Genomic DNA, 18779 nt, shown 5'->3' with positions numbered 1-18779 from the left:
CTCTCCTGCGAAGAGGCATCGCCCGCATTGTGCCATGTGGGGTTGAGCCCGCAATCAGACACAAGAGTGTCGCGGCAAGCAGTTAAGCTAGACCCTATGCGCAGCACCATGCACGATATTCCCCTGTCCTTGGCGCGAATCCTCACCTATGGCTCCACCGTGTTCGGCGACACCACAGTGACCACGTGGACGAACAATGGCCCCGAGACCACGACCTTCGCGGACATCGGTTCCCGTGCCGCCGCATTCGCCCATGCCCTGCGCGATGAGCTGGGCATCGATGGCGACCAGCGCGTGAGCACCTTCATGTTTAACTGCGCTGAGCATCTCGAGGTGCTCTTCGCCACATCCTGCATGGGGGCGGTATTTGCGCCGCTGAACAAGCAGCTGATGCACGATCAGATTCGTCACATTATTAATCACGCCGAGTCGCGGGTGATCGTGGCGGATCCTTCTCTCGCCGCGCCGCTGGGCTCTATTCTGCGTGGCTGCCCCACCGTGAGCGCGGTAGTGTTTATCGGGCTTGAGGACCACGAGCGGCTGCGCGCGCTCATTCCGGAGCATCTGCCCGTGTACTCCTATGAGGCGCTGCTCGATGGGCGCTCGGCGCACTATGACTGGCCGGAATTGGATGAGACCACGGCAGCGGCCATGTGCTATTCCACCGGCACCACGGGTGCGCCGAAGGGCGTGGCGTATTCGCACCGTTCCCTGTATATCCAGACCCTGGAGTTGCGCTCTTCCGATGCGATGGCGATTGCCCACGGCGTGCCCTTTTTATGCTGCGTGCCGATCTATCACGTGTTGAGCTGGGGTGTGCCCGTCACGGCCTTTATGTCTGGCACCCCGCTGATCCTGCCCGGCTCCGACGTCTCGGCCCCGCGGCTGGCAGAGATTATCGAGACCTGCCACCCGCGCATGGCGCATGGGGTGCCCACCCTGTGGATTTCCCTCATGGTGCATTATCTTTCCCATCCGCCGCAGCGCATGAGCCTCACCGAGCTATTCGTTGGCGGCTCCCCTGTGCCGCCGGTGCTGATCCAGCTGTGGGAGGAGCGCTATGGCGTGGATGTGGTGCACGTGTGGGGCATGACGGAAACCTCCACGGTCGGCACAGTCTCGCGCCCGCCGGTGGGCGCCTCCGGCGAACGGCGCTGGCTCTACCGCACCTCCCAGGGGCGCTTCTCGCCCTCGGTGGAATTCCGGGTGGTCAACGATGGCGCTATCCAGTCCTCCACGGACCGCAACCAAGGCGAGATTCAGGTGCGCGGCAATTATGTGACCGAGCGCTACTATGACTCCCCCACCGAGCACGGCGAAAACCCTGCCTCGGTCTTTCGCGGCGAACCGGTGGATCATGCCGCGGAACAGTTCACCGAGGATGGCTGGTTAAAGACGGGCGATGTGGGCTCGGTGACCAAGGATGGCTTCCTCACCATCGAGGACCGCGCCCGAGACGTGATTCGCTCCGGTGGCGAGTGGATTTACTCGGTGCAGCTGGAAAACATGGTGATGGAACACGACGATGTGGTCGAAGCCGCAGTGATCGGCTACCCCGACGATAAGTGGGGCGAGCGCCCCCTCTCGGTGACGGTGCTGCACCCAGGCGTCGATCCGACCCGAGAGACGGCGGAGCGGCTGCGCGATAGCCTGCGCGAGCGCCTGCCCCGCTGGATGCTGCCCGAGTATTGGACCTTTGTCGAACGCATCGACAAAACCAGTGTGGATAAGTTCGACAAGAAGGATCTGCGCATGCACCTGCGCGATGGAGATTATTCGGTGATCAAGCTGATCGGTCCCGGCGCCTCCACCCCGCAGGACAGCACACACCGCGCGGAGAACACGGAGGATAGCGGGACCAACGAGGGCCAGGATCCCGCAGTGCAGCGGTGACCGCATTGGTGGCCGCAGCATAAAACCCACGGGGCGTGCTGGCATCAGAGTCGGTGTATCTATACTCTTGTCTGCACCATGAACAATGACGCTGCCCCTCTCTCCCCTCAGCGCGAGGCCGCATCCGAGCCAACCACTCTGCTCTTGCAGGATAGGTTCGGCCGCACGGCCCGCGATCTGCGTGTGTCGTTGACCGATAAATGCAATTTGCGGTGCACCTATTGCATGCCCGCCGAGGGGCTGAATTGGTTAGCTCAGGAAAAAACGCTCACCGATGAGGAGCTGTGTCGTCTCCTGCGCATCGCGGTGGAACGCCTCGGTATTCGTCAGCTGCGTTTCACCGGCGGCGAGCCCCTGCTGCGCCGCTCCCTGCCGGAGATCATCGCTTTTGCCACCAGCTTGCGCACCGATGAAGGCCGCGCCCCGATCACCGCGCTGACCAGCAATGGACTCGGGCTAGATAAAAGGGCCGCTGAGCTTGTCGACGCTGGCCTGAATCGGGTGAATATCTCCTTGGATTCGCTCGATCGCCACCGCTATCACACCCTGTCGCGGCGCGACCGTCTCGATGACGTGCTGGCCTCCATCGATACCGCGCTCAAGGTCGGGCTCACTCCGGTCAAGATCAATACCGTAGTGATGCCTAACTCGAACGAAGGCGATATTCTGCCCCTCGCCCACTTCGCGGTGCGCACCGGCGCTCAGCTGCGCTTTATCGAGCAGATGCCCCTCGGCCCGCCCGAGAAATGGGACCGCAACATCATGATCACCGCCCAGGACATCTTGGACACCCTCGCCGAAGACTTCGAGCTCACCGCCTCCTCCACACCCCGCGGTTCCGCCCCAGCCCAGCTGTGGCATGCTGTAGAGCGCCAGCACCCGCACCACTCAGGGCAGATCGGGGTGATTGCCGCGGTGACGCATCCCTTCTGTGGCGACTGCGATCGCTCGCGACTGACCGCCGATGGCTTCATGCGTAATTGCTTATTCTCTCGCAGCGAAACGGACTTGCGGACGCTGCTGCGCTCGGGGGCGAGCGATGAAGAAATCATGGCCGCCTGGGCCGCGGGCATGGCCGAGAAGAAAGCCGGCCACGGGATTGATGATCACAGCTTCATCCAGCCCCAGCGCCTCATGTCCGAAATCGGCGGCTAAAGATACGCCGCCGCCCTGACCCAAATCGTGTGATTGTCTCAGAGGAGAACCCGCCCGTGATGTCTGATGTGAATGTTCAGGTTCGTTTCTTCGCCGCCGCCGCTGATGCTGTGGGCCGCGAGCACATTACCCTGCACCTGCCGGCAGAATCGGCGGTAGCCGATGCGCTTGCCGCGCTGCACCGCCGTTTCCCCACCGCAGCGCCCGTGCTGGCAAACTGCGCGGTGTTCATCGACGACCACCTCGAGGCGGATGAATCCCGCCAGCTGGCGACCGTAGAGAGCATGGATCTGCTGCCGCCTTTCGCCGGCGGCTAAAGTAGTGCCGCTGCCGAGTTAAGGCTTAAGCGCAGTTCGACCACTCATAGCTGCCATCGGCGAAATACTGTTTCTTCCACACCGGTAGCCGCAGCTTGACGGCGTCGACAAGCGCCGCGATGGCGGCAAAAGAGTCCTGCCGGTGCGAGGAGGATACCGCCGCGGCGAGTGCCACGTCCCCGATGCGCAAGGAGCCGGTGCGGTGATAAACGGCCAGCGCGTGCAGATCGAAGCGCTCGGCGATGTCGTCTGCCACCTCGGCAATGATGCGTGAGGCGGCCGGATGCGCGGAATATTCGAGCGCACTCACACTATGGCCGTGATCGTGATTGCGCACCCGCCCATCGAAGGTGACCACCGCACCCGCCTCGGGGCACGCGACCGACGCATGAAGCTCGGCCATATCGATCGGCTCGGTGCACATTCCGGAACTGGTGACGGCCAAGGGGCATCCTTTCTGCACTGCGGCTGACTCCGCTGCTCATCGCTACTCGCTAGACTTGCCTACTATGCCACAGATTCGCAATGTCGACGATCACCTGCGCGCCGTCGTCGAACTCGGCCAGCGCTACCTCAACGACACTGCTGCATCCACCGAGACGCGGGCGACGGAAGACTGTCGCGGCCGGGTGCTCGCCACGGACCTCCCCGCCCGCTACCCCATCCCGGTGTTTCATAACTCGGCGATGGACGGCTTCCTGGTGCATCACGCAGATCTCAGCGACGGCACCACCACCCTGCCAGTGGTCGCGGATGTGCCCGCCGGCAGTGCCCCGCAGAGCCCGCGCCCAGGCGAGGCAGTACGCATCATGACTGGCGCCCCCATCGATCTCAGCGGCTCGCCCGCAGAGTCCCCGCTGGCCGTGGTGCCGGTGGAGGCCTCGGATATGCCCATCGGGCGCAGCGACTGCCCCGCCGAGGTGCGGCTGAACGGCACGGCCGCACCTGGCCAACACATCCGCGCCGCCGGCGAAGATGTCAGCGTCGGACAGCTCGTACTCACCGCGGGCACAGTGCTCGATGCCGGCGCGATCGCCACCGCGATCTCCATCGGCTACGCCGAACTCAGCGTCTACCGCCTGCCCACCGTGGCAGTACTGTCTACCGGCGATGAGCTCCGCGGCCCCGGCGAAGAACTCGGCCCGGGCCACATTCCCGATTCCAATGGGCCGATGCTGGCGGCGCTAGTTTCCGCCCTCGGCGCCGAATGCATCCGCGTGCACAGCAGCTCCGATTCCCCCGCGGAGTTCGAAGACACCCTGCGGTCGCTGAGCGAGCGCGCCGATCTGATCATCACCTCCGGCGGAGTCTCGGCGGGCTCCTTCGACGTGGTCAAGGAGGTACTCAGCCGCCACGGAGTATGGTTCGGCCCCATCGCCCAACAGCCCGGCAAGCCGCAGGGCCTCGGCACGATCCACGACACCCTCATCACCTGCCTGCCGGGCAACCCGGTGAGCGTCTACGCGTCCTTCCACCTCTACGTAGCTCCGCTCATTCGGCTACTACGCAGCAGAGCGAGCACCCCGGATCACTGGGATCTTCCCATCATTCACGCCACCGCTGGTGGGCATTTCCCCAGCGATGCCCGGCGCGCCCGGTTCGTGCCCGTGTGTCTGGAGCGCGAGGGCTCCATCACCGATGCGACCGTGCGGGCGGTACCCGCCCATGATCGCGGCCTCGGCTCACATCTCATTAGCTCGCTCGCGATCGCCGATGGTCTGGCGATCGTCCCACCCGGGGCAGGCGAAATCACCGACGGCGCAGCTGTGTCGGTGCTCAGCACCCGGCTCTAAAGGGCTATGTGCCGGTGGCGGGTGCCGGCGAGTACGATTCGGGCGCGCGCCACCAAAGTCCACCTTCGGGCGCGCGCCACCGTGCTTTTATCCACGACTCACGTATTTTCCAAGGACGTTTCATGAGCAAAGATCTGACTTTCACCCACCTCAACGAGGCGGGCACCGCCTACATGGTGGATGTGACCGCCAAGAACCCCACCGTGCGCGAAGCTACCGCCTATGGCGAGGTGGCGTGTTCGGCCGAGGTGATGAGTGCGCTGAGGGATAACCGCGTCCCGAAGGGCGATGTGCTCGCCGTGGCCCGGATCGCCGGGATCTCGGCGGCAAAGAAAGTGCCCGAGCTTCTCCCGCTGGCCCACACCATCGGCGTGCACGGCTGCTCGGTGGAGCTGCAATTGCAGGACGATCACGTGGCCATTACCGCCACGGTGCGCACCGCTGATCGCACCGGCGTGGAGATGGAGGCACTCACGGCGGTGTCGGTGGCGGCACTCGCGGTGATCGACATGGTGAAGGGCGTGGATCGTTCTGCCTATATTCGGCGCAGTGCGATCATCGCCAAGTCAGGTGGGCGCTCCGGCGACTGGTCCCGTGAGATCCCCCAATGAGCACCCAGGTCGATGTGATCCTGCTGGCCGGGGGCCGCGGCAGTCGCATGGGTGGCCGCGATAAAGCCACCGTAGAGGTAGCGGGCCGCCGGCTGATCGATCATTGCCTCGCCGCCATCGAGGCGAGCATAACCCCCACGGCCATCTGCGCGGTCACTACCCGCCCGGTGGAGCTGCCGGAGACTATTCTGCGCGCCACCGAGCGTCCCGCCTTCGCTGGGCCGGTCGCCGCCATCGCTGCGGGTGTGCAGCGGCTACGGGCGGATCGCACGCCGAGTCCCACCACGCTTGTTCTCGCGGTGGATGCGCCCCACTCCGCCCAGCTCTATCCAGAGCTGGCCGCGGCACTCACGGCCCCCGCAGCCGGTGGCGAGAATGTGGCAGAGCACGCGCACATAGCCCACAGCGCTGAGACAGCGGGCGGCGATGTCGCTCTGGTGCGTAGTAGCGATGGCCACCGCCAGCCTTTGTGCGCTTTGTGGCGCACCGCGGCATTAGAGCAGGCGGTAGCGGCGCTAGAGGAATGTGCCGGGGCTGCCGTATCGGCGTTAATGAAGAATCAGCGCATCATTACTGTGGCGGGCGATGGCTCCGAACGCGACTATGACACGCTCGCCGCGTTGGCGGACTTTCCGCCGGCGACCACCCAGCGGCACGACTAGCGCGCGGCCAGCACGCGGCAAGTGTGGAGCACGCACAGGCAGCGCAGCGCCGATAGACGCAAGCGGCTAGTGGTGCTCCTGGTTTTCGTGCTCGCTGCTGCCATCCATTTGATCCACAATGTGGCTCAGCAGCGGGCCCACCACGGCCAGCACATCCTTCACTCCACCGCGCGAACCCGGCGCGTTGACGATCACCGCGGGACGCTGCCCAGAGCGGCGGGCGATGCCCACCAGCCCCCGCGACAATGCCGCCAGCGGAGTCTTCTCTAGCCCGCGCAACAGAATCTGGGTGGAGATTTGGCGCAGTTCCACATCGAGCAAGGGTGCCGTCGCCTCGGGGGTTAGATCCCGCGGCGATACCCCGGTGCCGCCGGTGGTCAGCACCACCCGCGCGCCTGCCTCGATCGCCGCGATGATCGCGCCCTGTACCGACTCCACGCCGTCTTCGACGACCGTGATCTCCTCCACTGTCACCCCATGCGAGCGCAAACCCTCGCGAGCGATGGGGCCCGAGAGATCCTGCCGCTGCCCGCGGGCGCAGCGATCGGAGACGGTGATCACCGCGCCGGGGATATCCGGCATGGAGGCAATGGGCTGGGGGCTGTGGTGGGTGTGCTGGTGGGCAGTGTGTTCAGTCACGATAGGGTGGCTCCTCATGCGTGTCGACGGCGGCGGTGGCAGGCGGTGTTCAGGCTGCTGCGTAGTGCCACTGTAGGTGATGCCTCAGGTGTGCGGGCAGCGCGGTCGCCCGCGGGACGCTGTGTACCATATGTGCATGCGTAAAATCCTGACGACGTTGAGTAGTGTGTTCGTCGCAGCCGGCGTGCTCAGCGCCTGCTCCTCCTCCCCCACAGATGTTCCCGGCGGAGACGCCACCCAACTCGATGTCTTCGCTGCTGCCTCGACGCGCGTGCTCAATGATGACTTCGCGAATCTCGGCTCCGAGCTGGATAACCCGGCCGAGTTGGTGATCCACAACGCGGGCTCCTCGGCGCTGGTACAGCAGCTGGTCGATGGGGCGCCTGCGGATGTGCTCATCACCGCCGATGAGCGCACCATGAACCGCGCCGTCGAACAAGGCGTAGTCGATAGCCCCGAGGTCATCGCCAGCAACTATCTGGTGTTGGTCGTCCCCGCGGATAATCCCGGCAAGATCACCGGTTTCGATGAGTCGCTGCTCGATGCCACCGTCGTGCTCTGCGATGAGCAGGTGCCCTGCGGGGCGGCATCAAAGACGCTTATCGACGCCACCCTGCCCTCTCTTCAACCTGCATCGCTGGAGTCGAATGTGACCGACACTCTGGGCAAGGTCACCTCGGGCGGGGCCGATGCCGCGTTGGTTTACGCCTCTGATGCGATTGCCGCCGGCGATGCCGTGCGCACCTTCGAGATCCCCGGCGCCGAGGCGAGCCCTAACCGCTATCTGGCCGCTGTGGTTGCGCGGAGCGAGAAGAAGCCAGAGGCCGCCGCCTTTGTCCAGGCGCTGCATAGTAGCGACGCCGATGAGGCGTGGTCCCGCCACGGCTTTAGCCCCGCCAGCTCCTAGTTTTTCTCGCAGAAGTCATCGCGATGCCTGCCGCACTCACCCCTGCCCGCACCCGCCAAACCCTTCCCATCATCGTGGCCGCGTGGTGTGGGCTCTGCGTGATTATTGCCCCTGTGCTCACCCTGCTGTGGCGGGTGCCGTGGAGCCGGGTGCCGGAGATTGTGCGTGAACCCGCCACCCAGGAATTGATCGGGGTGACTATCTCCTCGGCGCTCTGGGCCACGCTGATCTCCACTGTCCTCGGCCTGGCGGTGGCGCTGTGGGTGCACACCTTGCGGGCTGGGCGCACGATCACCCGACTGCTGGTGCTGCTTCCCTTGGCGTTGCCGCCGGTGGTGGGCGGCATGGCGCTGACCACGCTGCTCGGGGTCTACGGGGTGGGCGCACCGCTATTGAATCTTTTCGGTCTGCGCTTCGCGTTCGCCTTCCCGGGCGTGGTGGCCTCGCATGTGTTTATCGCTATGCCCTTCGTGGTGATCACCATCGAACAAGCGCTTGCCCAGCTGAGTCCCCGAGTACAGTCCTCGGCCCGCTCGGTGGGGATGAGCACGGGTGCGATCAACCGACACATCCTCATCCCCACGGTGCTGCCGGCGCTTGCTAGCGGGGCCGGTTTGGCCTGTGCCCGCTCCCTCGGCGAGTTCGGCACCACCCTCACCTTCGCCGGTTCTTATCCTGGGGTGACCCGCACCCTGCCGATCGGTATTTATCTCGAACGAGAAATCGACCCCGAACGCGCCCTCGTGCTGGCAGCGGTGCTCATGCTGCTGGCCGTGGCGGTGCTCGGGGCGGCACTGGGCGGGGCGGCTCTATGGCTGCGGCCCCGCAGCGCCGGGAAGGCCCACCAGGCGACGGTCGGCCCGATCGATGCCGCTGCCCTCTCCAGCCTCACCGCCCCCACCGAGACAGCCGCAGCGCTGACGATCGGCGAGGGCGTACACAGCACCACCTTCCCCCAGGCCCGCACCACCGCGCTGGTCGGAGAAAATGGCGCGGGCAAAACCACCCTGGCGCGCATGATCGTCGGCGAGCTCCATGGCACCCGCATCCAGCTGGGCGAGCGGATCCTCGGCCCCGCAGGTACCGCGGGCACGGTGGTACCGATGCAGCAGCGCGGCATCGTGCTCCTCACTCAGGATCCCGCGCTGCCGCCCCGGATGCGGGTGCACCGAGCGCTCACAGTAGTCTGTGGCAGCGCCGAGACCGCCACCCAGCTGCTTGCCGCGGCAGGGCTTGCGGAGCTCGCGGAGCTGCCCATCGCCGAGCTCTCGGGCGGCCAACAAGCCCAGGTGGCTCTGCTGCGCGGCCTGGCGGCTCGCCCGCATACGCTCATCTTGGACGAGCCCATGGCCGCCCTCGACGCCGCGAGCGCCAGCCGCTGGCGGGCAGTACTCGAGGCCTGCGCCCAGCAGCGCACCGTGCTCCTCATTAGCCACAACGTGGTCGATATCGCCACCTTGGCGCACTACGCAGCAGTCCTCGAGGCCGGCGAGGTCACCGCCTTCGGCCCCGTGGAAGAGATGATGCACCAGCCACCGACCGAGTTCATGGCGTATCTCGCCGGACTCAACCGGCTGCATGCCACGGTGGTCTCGCACAGCTCGGGGCTGGTGACGGTGCGCTGTGCCGGGCAGCTGATCGACGCCACCACCCAGGACCACACAGCCTCCATGCCCGAGAGCCACACCAGCCCGCTATCTCCGAATAGCGATGTCGCCGTGCTGCTCGCCCCCACTGCCGTGAGTATCGCCCCCAGCGACACCACCGCGCGCACCTCGGCGCGCAACTGCCTCCACGGCAGCGTCGTGGCCTTGGAACACAGCGGCGAACAGGTCAGTGTGCACGTGCGCGTAGCCGAGAGCACCCAGCTGCTGCGGGCCGCGGTGACCGCGCGCAGCGTCGCCGAGCTGGGGCTGAAGGTGGGCAGCACGGTCTGCTGCACCTTCAAAGCACTGGCCACCTCGGTGCACCCCATGCCCCGCACCGAGCGTTCTCAGCGCCGGCGAGCCGAGTAAACTACTCCACCATGCCCACCCCGCACGCCGAGTCGTCCCGCCCTGCGAGCAGCCCGTCACCAGGTCCCGCGCCCACGCGCGCGCTTTTCGACGATTCCCTGCCCCTGAGCGCCAAACAACGCCTCGTCCTCGAGGCGGTGCGCGCCCACACCGATGGCGCAAGCATCTCTGCCTTGGCATCCGATACCGGCATGCACGTCAATACTGTGCGCGGCCACATCGATGAATTGCTCGCCCGCGGCGCGGTGCGTAGTAGCACCACCCCAGCGACGGGCGGGCGGGGCCGGCCCAGCTTGGTGATCCACGCCCGTATCCCCGATTCCGCAGAGATCAGCACCGAGCAGATCGAGCTCGTCAATGAACTCGCCCAGCTCTTGGCCTGCACCACAGATAGCGCTGCCGCCCACCGCAATGCGGTGCAACTAGGACACCGCTGGGCGCAGCGAGTCGGCTACGGCGGCGAGCACTGCACGGACTACGCAGAACAGGTAGCAGCGCTAGTGACCCTGATGCGTCGCACCGGCTACGACCCCGATGAACCGCAGGAGGATCCCGCCGCGCCCGAGAGGCGGATCATCTCCTTGAACCGCTGTCCCTTTGTTTCCGAGTCCACCCAGCCCGATCCGCTGGTCTGCTCGATCCACCACGGCTTCGCCCAAGCCGCGCTGGGCACAGTGGCCGATCACCACACCACCTTGACCTTGGTTCCCTATGTGCGCCCAGGCCAATGCGATATTCGGCTGGACTGCGCTGCTACGCAGCAGAGTTAAGCTCCCACTGACGCAGCGAGCCCCGTTGTTGCCGCGTCTGCCGCGCAGACACAGATAACAACGGGGCTTTATGGCGCTTCTAGCAAGCTACCAGCGGCCTACAGCAAGGCTTTAGGAGCGCTCGACGCGCACCGGACCGGCTACCGGCAATTCCATCACTTTCAGCCCAGAGGCGCGGGCGTCATCGAGGATGGCGGCTTCGACCGGTTCGGTGGAGAGCACCATCACGGTCGGGCCGGCACCGGAGAGGTAGGCGGCATAGCCGCGGTTGCGCAACCGGTTGACCCATTCGGCGGTCACGGGCAGCACATCGGCCCGGTAGGGCTGGTGCAGTCGGTCGCGGGTGCCCTCCCAGAGCAGCTCGGGGTGGTGCTGCAGAGCCATCACCATCACCGCGGTACGCGAAACATTAAAGCGGGCGTCAATGTGAGTGACATCCGAGGGCAGGACCTTACGCACAGCATCGGTGGAGGCGTGGAAATCCGGTACCAAGGCGGTGGCCTGGATGGACTCGTGCACTGGCAGCGACACCGCATGATATTGCGGCTGGGTGCGCCCGTCCACGGGAATATCGGTCCACGACACCACCGCGGCGCCCAGCACGGAGGCCGCGGCGTTATCTGGATGGCCTTCGAAAGCGGAGGCCAGTTGCACAATCTCGGCGGCGCTGAGCGGCTCGCCGGCAAGCCCATTGGCGGCACACACTCCCGCGACGGCGGCGGCCGCAGAGGAGCCGAGCCCACGCGATTGCGGAATGTTGTTATGGCAGCTCACCTTCAGCCCAGGCGCACTCATCCCCGCGGCGGAGAGACCGCTGCGCAGCGCCTTCACCACCAAGTGGGTTTCGCCGCGCGGCAGATCGTCCTGGCCTTCGCCGAAGATCTCCACCTCGAGGCCTGAGGAGGTGACCTCCACCTCAACGGTGTCGTACAACCCCAGCGCCACGCCGAGCGTGTCGAAGCCCGGGCCGAGATTGGCCGAGGAGGCGGGAACGGTGACGCTGACCCGAGTGCCGGGAACCAAGTCCGTCGCCATGGTTTTTAGCGTCCTTCCAAACGGATCACGCTGCGGATGGTACGCACAGCGTCGAGTTGCTTGATGGCATCCACGGTGGCCGCCAGATCCGCCTCGGTGGCGGAGTGAGTGACCACGATCAGACGTGCATGGTCCTCGAACTCTTCCTGGCGCACGGTGCGGATCGAGATCTTGCTCTCGGCGAACTTGGTAGCGATCTCGGCGAGCACGCCCTCCCGATCCTGGACTTCCATATCCACGTGATAGCGGGTGCGCACATCGCCGAAGCTGGCGATGGGCAGATTGGCGTAGGTGGACTCGCCCGGGGCACGACCGCCGTGCACCTTGTTTCGGGAGGCGCCCACGAGATCACCCAGCACCGCGGAGGCGGTAGGCGCACCGCCGGCACCATTGCCATAGAACATGAGACGACCAGCGGCCTCTGCTTCGACGAAAATGGCGTTGAAAGACTTGTTCACACTGGCCAGCGGGTGCGAACGCGGGATCAGCGTGGGGTGCACGCGGGCGGCGATCTCCTCCACGCCCTTATCGTTGGTGAATCGCTCACACACGGCCAGCAGCTTGATGATGTAGCCGGCATCCTTGGCGGCCGCGATATCGTCAGCGGAGATATCGCTAATACCCTCGCAGTACACGTCATCCGCGGTGACGCGGGTGTGGAAAGCCAGGGAGGCCAGGATGGCGGCCTTGGAGGCGGCGTCGTGGCCCTCAACATCAGCCGTGGGATCGGCCTCAGCATAGCCCAGGCGGGTGGCTTCGGCGAGCATATCGTCGTAGTTCGCTCCCGTGGAGTCCATGCCATCGAGGATGAAGTTGGTGGTGCCGTTGACGATGCCCATCACCAGCTCCACCTGGTCGCCGGCGAGCGAGCGACGCAGCGGGCCCACCACGGGGATAGCGGCGGCCACAGCGGCCTCGAAGTACAGATCCACGCCAGCGGCATCGGCGGCCTCGGCGAGCTCGGCCGAGTGGGCGGCGACGAGCGCCTTATTGGCGGTCACCACGGACTTGCCGGCACGCAGCGCGGCGAGAACCAGCTTGCGGGGGTAGTCGATGCCACCGATAACCTCCACCACAATGTCCACATCGTCTCGGTTGATCAGAGACATAGCGTCGGTGGTGAGCAGATCCCGGGAGACGGCGTCGGCGTGCTTCTCAATATCAGAGACGGCCACGCCCTTCAGCTCCAGCGGGCCGCCGATGCGGTGCTCGAGAGCATCTGCGTCCTGCTGCATAATGCGCAGCACTTCGCTTCCGACGGTGCCGTGCCCCAGAATCGCGACGCCGACCGGTGAGCCAGCGCCCTTCCCAGGCTTGAAGGTTACGGGTGCGTTCTCAGACATGGATCGATATTCCCCTTAAGAATTATTTCTGTCTGTGGTCGGTGTTGGGCGGGTAGCTACAGCATCCGCGCTGGGCGGGCGCAGCGTGAGGCAAGTATAAACCTCCGCCGCCGCGATCGCCGTGGGTGTGTCCCAGGCCTCAAGGCCGCTGGGTGGGACGCTGCGGGCTAGACGCCGGTGGTATTTTCCAGCGCCAGGATGTCCTCCACGGTCTCACGGCGCACCATGAGCTTGGCTTCGCCGCCGCGCACGCTCACGATCGGCGGGCGCAAAAAAGCGTTATAGCGGCTGGACATCACATAGCAGTACGCGCCAGTGGCGGCGATGGCGAAGAGATCGCCACGACGCAGGTCATTCGGGTAGGAGGCTTCATTGATCAGGATGTCGCCCGACTCGCAGTGCGCGCCCACAATGCGGGTGCTGGTGTTCTCCCCCTCGGCGAAGCGGTCGACCAGGCGGCCATCATAGGCGGCGCCATAGAGAGCGGGGCGAATATTATCGCTCATCCCGCCATCGACGGCCACATAGCGGCGGGTGGTGTCCGTGTCCACGTGCACGTCCTTGACCGAGCCCACCTCATAGAGGGTGACGGTCGACGGTCCCGCGATAGCGCGACCCGGCTCCACCTTCACCGAGGGCGCAGGGATTCCCAGCTCGTCGGCGCACTCGGCCACTCGACCGATCAGGTCGGCGGCCACCTCGCGCACATTGAGCGGCTCCTCTTCTTCGGTGTAGGCGATGCCATAGCCGCCGCCGAGATCCAGCACGCGCAGCTCTGCGGTGTCCGCAGCGGGCAGCTCATCATGCAGTTGCTTGAACAGCCCCAGCACGCGCTCGGCCGCCACGGAGAAGCCATCGGCGTCGAAGACCTGGGAGCCGACATGGCAGTGCAGGCCGATAAGGCGCAGGTTTTCGGCGCGCACGGCCGCACGGGCCGCCTCCATGGCGGAGCCGGAGGCGAGGGAGAAACCGAATTTCTGATCCTCGTGAGCGGTGGCGATGAACTCGTGGGTGTGGGCCTCCACGCCGGGCTTCACGCGCACCAACACATCCTGGACGTGGCCGGAGGCGGCGCTGAGCTCATCGAGTAGTTCCAGCTCATCGGCGTTATCCAGCACCACGGAGCCCACCTTCTCGCGAATAATGGCGCGCAGGAAGGCCACAGACTTGTTATTGCCGTGGGCGGTGATCCGCGCGGCGGGGAATCCGGCTGCGAGCGCGATCTGCAGCTCTCCGAGGGAGGCCACGTCCATGCACAGCCCCTCCTCATCGACCCAGCGCGCCACGGTGGCGGTAAGTAGCGCCTTCGATGCGTAGTGCACGTTATGGCCGCCGCCGAAAGCCTCGGCCATATCGCGGCAGCGGCTCCGGAAATCGTCCTCATCGATGACATAACACGGGGTGCCATAGGTCTCCGCGATCTCGGGAAGCGGCACACCAGCAATGGTGACCACGCCGTCGTCTTGGCGCATGGCATTGCGCGGCCACACGTGGGAGGGAATGCTGTTGAAGTCGTTCATCAAGGGGGCTCTTTTACTTAAGTAGTTTGATCAGCGGCATTCACGCCCACCCCACCACCACGCCGGCGCCCCACCGCGAGGTGGGAGGCAGCGAGGTGGCGTCGATAAGCGATCGCGGCCACCTGCGGTCGGGAGTTCGTGGTGAACGAGATTACCCTACGCTACATGCGCTCCGGCGCGGTGACCCCGCACAAACCGAGCGCATTGCTCAACACCTGGCGGCTGGCGGCGGCCAGGGCCAGACGCGCGATGTGCAGCTCGGTGGTCTCCTCGCCGGCCTTAGGCAGGATCTGGCAGGTGTCATAGAAACGGTGGAAGGTGCCGGCCAGCTGCTCGGCATAACGGGCGATTCGGTGCGGTTCGCGCAGGTCAGCGGCCGAGGCGATCGCGGCGGGGAACTCACCCAAGGTGCGGATCAGATCACCCTCGCGCTCGCTATCGAGCACCGAGTAATCGATATCGGCGCCCTGCAGACTCACACCCAACTCGGCGGCCTTGCGCGCAATCGAGCACAAACGCGCGTGGCCGTACTGCACATAGTACACCGGGTTATCCGAGGAGCGGGAGGCCCACAACGCGAGATCGATGTCGAGGCTCTGATCCACCGAGGAGCGAATCATCGCATAGCGGGCAGCATCCACGCCCACGGCCTCCACCAGATCATCGAGGGTGATCACGGTGCCGGCGCGCTTAGACATGCGCACGGGTTTGCCATCGCGCACCAAGTTCACCAGCTGACCGATGAGCACTTCCACCTGCTCGGGGCGATAGCCCAAAGCGGCAGCGGCGGCCCGGAGCCGGGAAATATACCCGTGGTGATCAGCGCCCAGCATGTAGATGCACAGGTCATGGCCGCGATCAATCTTATCGGCCACATAGGCGATATCACCGGCGATATAGGCGGCATCGCCATCGGATTTGATGACCACCCGGTCCTTATCGTCGCCATAGTCGGTGGACTTCAGCCACCACGCGCCATCGGCCTGGTACAGGCTGCCATTATCCTTCAGCGTCTGCACCGCGGCATCGACTGCCCCAGATTCGAAAAGGGAGTTCTCGTGGAAGTAGACATCGAAGGTGGTGCCGAACTCCGCCAGCGAGGACTTGATGTGCGCGAACATCATCTCCACACCATGAGAGCGGAAGGTTTCCTTCATCTCCACCTCGGGCAGCTCGAGGGCACCGGGCACGCGGCGCAGCACCTCGGTCGCGATCTCGGTGATGTAGTCGCCGGCATAGCCGTCCTCGGGGGCGGGCTCATTCTTAGCCGCGGCGATCAAGGAGTTGGTGAAACGATCGATCTGGCGACCGTGGTCATTGAAGTAATACTCGCGGGTCACCTGGGCGCCGCTGGCCTCGAGCACACGGCCCAAAGAATCGCCCACGGCCGCCCAGCGGGTTCCACCCAAGTGGATGGGGCCGGTGGGATTGGCCGAGACGAACTCGAGATTCACGCGCTCACCAGCGAGGGTATCGGCGTGGCCATAACGCTCACCTGCGGCGAGGATCTCGGCGATGATCGCGCCCTGGGCAGCGGCGTTGAGGCGGATATTAAGAAAGCCCGGCCCGGCGATCTCAGCCTCGGAAATGCCCTCGTGCTGTGCTAGAGCCTCGGCCAGCCAGTGGGCAAGCTCGCGAGGATTGGCCCCCGCACGCTTGGCTACCTGGAGGGCGAGGTTCGTAGCGTAGTCACCGTGCTCCGGATTGCGCGGACGCTCGACAGTCACTGTCTCAGGAAGGACAGAGGAATCGAGGTCGTGCTCGGCAAATACGGATTCCGCGGTGCGTCGGATTAATGCAGCAAGATCGGCAGGTGTCATAGCGGATCAGTGTATCGCATACCCCCATTTGCTCCACCAATTTCTCCACGAACCCCCAGCGTAATCTTAAAAAATCCTGAATTGAGACACAGAGCACCTCAGCTTATTTTTGGATTCACGACATCCTACGTAAGAATGGTTGTGAACATCACATCCCACCTGTGGGTGTCTCATAGAACCAGTATCGGTGTGCAGAACTTCACACTGCGAGTGCACTACTGGCCCACACAGGAACACGCGCCGCACCACCCCTCAGCGGCACGGGCCAGCAGCAGAGAGGCATTTTCTGAAGCGATACAGCAGACAGACACAGGTCCACCACACTTAAGGAGTTGCGGTGAACAATACATTTACCGTGGTCACTGATGCAGTGGGAGGCAGTCTTGGCCTCTCTGCGTTAGTCGCAACCATCCCCCTAGTCACCTTTTTCGTATTGCTCCTCGGCTTCAAGGCCCGAGCACACGTCTCCGCAGCGGCAGCCACCCTCGCTGCGATTCTGGTCGCCATCTTCGGCTTCAGCATGCCCACCGAACTCGCCCTCATGTCCGCGCTCCGCGGCGGCATCTTCGGCCTCCTGCCCATCGTCTGGGTCATCGTGATGGCCATCTGGTTCTACCAGATCACGGTGGCCTCGGGCCGTTTTGAAGACCTGCGCCGCACCTTTGACAAGCTCGGCGATGGCGACGTGCGCATCCAAGCCATCCTCATCGCCTTCTGCTTCGGCGGCCTGCTCGAGGCCCTCGCCGGCTTCGGTGCCCCCGTGGCCATTACCGCCACCATGATCCTCGCCCTCGGCGTGAAGCCGCTGCGTGCCGCCACCGCCGTCCTGCTGGCCAATACCGCACCGGTGGCCTTCGGCGCCGTGGCCATTCCGATCACCACCGCCGGCGATGTGGCCGGCCGTACGGCGGAGCAAACCGCCAACATCGCCGCCATCGTCGGCCACCAGGCCCCGCTGATCGCCGTGTTCGTTCCCGTTATCCTGCTCTTCATCCTCGACGGCATGCGTGGTGTGCGCGAAGCATGGATCCCCGCTTTCGTTATCGGCGGCGCCTTCGCTATCGCCCAGTGGGCCACCTCGAATTTCTTCGCCTACCAGCTCACCGACGTGGTCGCCTGCATCGTCTCCCTCGGCGTGGCCTTCGTCTTCCTGCAATTCTGGACCCCGCGCGGCATCGAGGAGCTGCGCGAGCGCATGGATCTTCCTCCGGCCGCCGTGGCCGAGGAGCTGCCGGCTCGCCGCGTCGGAATGGCACTGCTGCCCTATGGCGTGGTCACCCTCGTCTTCGGTATCGCTAACTTGGGCTCCACCATCCCCGAGGCCCTGAAGTCCATCGCCATCAGCGTGGAGTGGCCGGTGCTGGCCGATCGCCTGGTTAATGCCCAGGGCGATCCGATCAAGTCCACCTATACTTTCGCGATCATCGCCAATCCCGGCAGCCTGATGCTAATCTCCGGCCTGATCGTGGCCGTGGTCTACGCCATCTTCGACGAGAATGGCACCTATCCGCTCAAGGCTGGCCAGGTGCTGCAGGCCTTCACCGACACCGCCTATCGTATGCGCTGGTCTGCCCTGACCATCGTGCTCGTGCTGGGGCTGGCCTATGTGATGAACTACTCCGGCCAGACCATCGCTATCGGCGAGTTCGTTGCCTCACTGGGCGGCGCCTATGCCTTCCTCGCCCCCACCTTGGGCTGGGTGGGAACGGCCGTGACCGGCTCCGATACCTCTGCCAATGCCCTCTTCGGCAAGATGCAGGTCACCGCCGCGCAGCACGCTGGACTGAACCCAGATCTCATGCTCGCGGCCAATACCTCCGGCGGCGTGGTGGGCAAGATGATCTCCCCGCAGTCGCTGGCGATTGCTGCCACCGCCGTGAAGATGGAAGGTCGCGAGTCCGACATTTTCAAGTCCGTGGTCCTGTGGTCCTTCGGCATGCTCATCGCCGTGTGCACCATTGTCTACCTGCAGACCAACGTGCTCTCCTTCATGGCACCCGTAGTCCCCTAGTACGACCGCGGCGCTTATCGACGCCGTCCCGCTGCCCCCTATTCCCCATCGGCACCTGCGCCCGCCGCGCTGGTGGTGGGGCCAGGAGTGGGCGTCGATAAGCCCCAGCACCCCATGTAAGTTAGGTAACGCTCAGCTTCCTACCCCCGTTGTCCTGTACTCGGCCACGGGGGTTTTCTCCATCCCCCTCTCCCCCACCTTGGGGTCAGCCCGGCCATCACAGCTCCAATTAGGAAACACGAGTGTTTCTTAAATATATGCAGGTGGACCGGCTTTTTTAGAAGCGCG

Annotated in this window: 16 protein-coding genes; 10 read left to right on the top strand and 6 right to left on the bottom strand. The window is 64.9% G+C overall.

The genetic code is table 11. The annotated features are described in order from the left end of the window. The first annotated feature begins 96 nt into the window (after positions 1-96). The 3 genes from GBB14_RS03730 (at position 97) to GBB14_RS03720 (ending at position 3365) form a co-directional block, all read left to right on the top strand. Positions 97-1893 (top strand): long-chain fatty-acid--CoA ligase, encoded by a 1797-nt coding sequence (locus GBB14_RS03730; protein ID WP_225976606.1) that lies wholly within the window; start codon positions 97-99, stop codon positions 1891-1893. A gap of 78 nt (positions 1894-1971) precedes the next feature. After that, entirely contained in the window at positions 1972-3048 is a 1077-nt protein-coding gene (gene moaA / locus GBB14_RS03725) for a GTP 3',8-cyclase MoaA (RefSeq protein ID WP_151529948.1), read from the top strand. Positions 3049-3107: 59 nt separating this feature from the next. Continuing rightward, on the top strand, positions 3108-3365 hold the full coding sequence (locus tag GBB14_RS03720; protein WP_151529947.1) for a MoaD/ThiS family protein: 258 nt from the start codon (positions 3108-3110) through the stop codon (positions 3363-3365). A 25-nt stretch (positions 3366-3390) separates the two neighbouring features. Here the strand turns inward: GBB14_RS03720 and GBB14_RS03715 are convergent, their stop codons facing one another. Beyond that, positions 3391-3810 carry a molybdenum cofactor biosynthesis protein MoaE gene (locus tag GBB14_RS03715; RefSeq protein ID WP_370451588.1) on the bottom strand — a complete coding sequence of 140 codons (420 nt, stop codon included), beginning with the start codon at positions 3808-3810 and terminating at the stop codon, positions 3391-3393. A gap of 64 nt (positions 3811-3874) precedes the next feature. Here GBB14_RS03715 and glp point away from each other — a divergent pair, with 64 nt between their 5' ends. From glp to GBB14_RS03700, 3 genes are all read left to right on the top strand, one after another. Beyond that, positions 3875-5158, top strand: a complete 1284-nt coding sequence (gene glp, locus GBB14_RS03710) for a gephyrin-like molybdotransferase Glp (protein ID WP_151529946.1) — start codon at positions 3875-3877, stop codon at positions 5156-5158. Positions 5159-5292: 134 nt separating this feature from the next. Further along, positions 5293-5769, top strand: a complete 477-nt coding sequence (gene moaC / locus GBB14_RS03705; protein WP_151530004.1) for a cyclic pyranopterin monophosphate synthase MoaC — start codon at positions 5293-5295, stop codon at positions 5767-5769. Next, positions 5766-6431: a molybdenum cofactor guanylyltransferase gene (locus GBB14_RS03700; protein WP_151529945.1), complete on the top strand. Its 666-nt coding sequence runs from the start codon at positions 5766-5768 to the stop codon at positions 6429-6431. Before moaC ends, GBB14_RS03700 begins: the two co-directional genes overlap by 4 nt. Positions 6432-6497: 66 nt before the next feature. Here GBB14_RS03700 and GBB14_RS03695 read toward each other — a convergent pair whose 3' ends face one another. Then, positions 6498-7070, bottom strand: a complete 573-nt coding sequence (locus tag GBB14_RS03695) for a MogA/MoaB family molybdenum cofactor biosynthesis protein (protein ID WP_342447791.1) — start codon at positions 7068-7070, stop codon at positions 6498-6500. Positions 7071-7206: 136 nt separating this feature from the next. Here GBB14_RS03695 and modA point away from each other — a divergent pair, with 136 nt between their 5' ends. The 3 genes from modA to GBB14_RS03680 are packed head-to-tail and all read left to right on the top strand — an operon-like array spanning position 7207 to position 10762. After that, entirely contained in the window at positions 7207-7977 is a 771-nt protein-coding gene (gene modA, locus GBB14_RS03690) for a molybdate ABC transporter substrate-binding protein (protein WP_192796157.1), read from the top strand. Between the two features lie 23 nt (positions 7978-8000). After that, positions 8001-9992: an ATP-binding cassette domain-containing protein gene (locus tag GBB14_RS03685; protein ID WP_151530483.1), complete on the top strand. Its 1992-nt coding sequence runs from the start codon at positions 8001-8003 to the stop codon at positions 9990-9992. Positions 9993-10003: 11 nt separating this feature from the next. Next, a complete protein-coding gene (locus GBB14_RS03680; RefSeq protein WP_151529942.1) occupies positions 10004-10762 on the top strand; it encodes a metalloregulator ArsR/SmtB family transcription factor in 759 nt (252 codons plus the stop codon). 111 nt (positions 10763-10873) lie between these two features. On the opposite strand, the gene thrB is transcribed toward GBB14_RS03680, so the two are convergent. The 4 genes from thrB to argS all read right to left on the bottom strand — a co-directional run bounded on the left by thrB (position 10874) and on the right by argS (position 16480). Then, on the bottom strand, positions 10874-11797 hold the full coding sequence (gene thrB / locus GBB14_RS03675) for a homoserine kinase (protein ID WP_151529941.1): 924 nt from the start codon (positions 11795-11797) through the stop codon (positions 10874-10876). A gap of 5 nt (positions 11798-11802) precedes the next feature. After that, the gene (locus GBB14_RS03670; protein ID WP_151529940.1) at positions 11803-13140 is read right to left on the bottom strand and encodes a homoserine dehydrogenase; all 1338 of its coding nucleotides are present in this window, start codon (positions 13138-13140) and stop codon (positions 11803-11805) included. 167 nt (positions 13141-13307) lie between these two features. Further along, positions 13308-14660, bottom strand: coding sequence for a diaminopimelate decarboxylase (gene lysA / locus GBB14_RS03665; RefSeq protein ID WP_151529939.1), 1353 nt, complete (start codon positions 14658-14660; stop codon positions 13308-13310). A gap of 161 nt (positions 14661-14821) precedes the next feature. Beyond that, complete coding sequence (argS, locus tag GBB14_RS03660) at positions 14822-16480, bottom strand: arginine--tRNA ligase (RefSeq protein WP_151529938.1); 1659 nt, start codon at positions 16478-16480, stop codon at positions 14822-14824. 337 nt (positions 16481-16817) lie between these two features. Between argS and GBB14_RS03655 the strand changes: the two genes are divergently transcribed. Further along, the gene (locus tag GBB14_RS03655) at positions 16818-18491 is read left to right on the top strand and encodes an L-lactate permease (protein WP_151529937.1); all 1674 of its coding nucleotides are present in this window, start codon (positions 16818-16820) and stop codon (positions 18489-18491) included. The last annotated feature ends 288 nt before the right edge of the window (positions 18492-18779 follow it).

It is taken from the genome of Corynebacterium sp. 51B (assembly GCF_008930785.1).
Lineage (GTDB): Bacteria > Actinomycetota > Actinomycetes > Mycobacteriales > Mycobacteriaceae > Corynebacterium > Corynebacterium megadyptis.
Note: the sequence above shows the minus strand (reverse complement) of the source record. Positions and strands in the feature narration are given on the sequence as shown.

Excerpts from the sequence above, each read along its gene's own strand:
- GBB14_RS03670 (WP_151529940.1), bottom strand. The coding sequence starts at position 13,140 with ATGTCTGAGAACGCACCCGTAACCTTCAAGCCTGGGAAGGGCGCTGGC.
- GBB14_RS03730 (WP_225976606.1), top strand. The coding sequence starts at position 97 with ATGCGCAGCACCATGCACGATATTCCCCTGTCCTTGGCGCGAATCCTC.
- lysA (WP_151529939.1), bottom strand. The coding sequence starts at position 14,660 with ATGAACGACTTCAACAGCATTCCCTCCCACGTGTGGCCGCGCAATGCC.
- GBB14_RS03680 (WP_151529942.1), top strand. The coding sequence starts at position 10,004 with ATGCCCACCCCGCACGCCGAGTCGTCCCGCCCTGCGAGCAGCCCGTCA.
- GBB14_RS03685 (WP_151530483.1), top strand. The coding sequence starts at position 8,001 with ATGCCTGCCGCACTCACCCCTGCCCGCACCCGCCAAACCCTTCCCATC.
- modA (WP_192796157.1), top strand. The coding sequence starts at position 7,207 with ATGCGTAAAATCCTGACGACGTTGAGTAGTGTGTTCGTCGCAGCCGGC.
- glp (WP_151529946.1), top strand. The coding sequence starts at position 3,875 with ATGCCACAGATTCGCAATGTCGACGATCACCTGCGCGCCGTCGTCGAA.
- argS (WP_151529938.1), bottom strand. The coding sequence starts at position 16,480 with ATGACACCTGCCGATCTTGCTGCATTAATCCGACGCACCGCGGAATCC.
- moaA (WP_151529948.1), top strand. The coding sequence starts at position 1,972 with ATGAACAATGACGCTGCCCCTCTCTCCCCTCAGCGCGAGGCCGCATCC.
- thrB (WP_151529941.1), bottom strand. The coding sequence starts at position 11,797 with ATGGCGACGGACTTGGTTCCCGGCACTCGGGTCAGCGTCACCGTTCCC.
- GBB14_RS03720 (WP_151529947.1), top strand. The coding sequence starts at position 3,108 with ATGTCTGATGTGAATGTTCAGGTTCGTTTCTTCGCCGCCGCCGCTGAT.
- GBB14_RS03700 (WP_151529945.1), top strand. The coding sequence starts at position 5,766 with ATGAGCACCCAGGTCGATGTGATCCTGCTGGCCGGGGGCCGCGGCAGT.